Below are 517 nucleotides of genomic sequence, written 5' to 3' on the forward strand. Positions count from 1 at the left end.
CCCACAATGAGCCAAGTCAGGTATTACGTGTCCCATCTGCAGCAAGAGGACCCGCGACGGCCTGGCCAGACCGACCGAACAGTACCATACGCATTCCGTAATAAATCAGAAGGGTAACCATCTCAGCAGACATCAAATATTTTACCAAACTGCCGCAAAATCCAGGCACTCCAGCCAGAATAACAACGTCATCACCTCGTATATTCTCAGTATCCGCCTGCCGGAGAAAAGGTCGGAAAAGATTGTTGACCGGCCGGTTACGACGGAGACGTTCACAAGGAAGAGAACCATTTCCTCAAGGAGGACATGATGAAGCGCACTGGCCGATACATGATCGGCGCACTCGCGGCGATGACGCTCATGGGGCTGGCAGGTCCCGCAGCCCTGGCCGATGACGACACCGCTCCCCAAGGCAGCGAGGCCGCCACCGAGCAGCCGGCAGCCGATCCCGCTTCTTCATCGGCAGAGAAGCCGGAAGCAGCACCAACAGAGGCACCCAGTACCGCGCCCTCGGACA

1 pseudogene is annotated in these 517 nt (G+C 57.4%); it reads left to right on the forward strand.

Annotated features, from left to right (window positions below):
- Window positions 1-306 precede the first annotated feature (306 nt).
- Window positions 307-517 (forward strand): annotated as a pseudogene (locus tag FK256_RS14270) (cell wall-binding protein); the annotation flags it as partial.

It is taken from the genome of Actinomyces johnsonii (assembly GCF_006546835.1).
GTDB lineage: Bacteria > Actinomycetota > Actinomycetes > Actinomycetales > Actinomycetaceae > Actinomyces > Actinomyces johnsonii.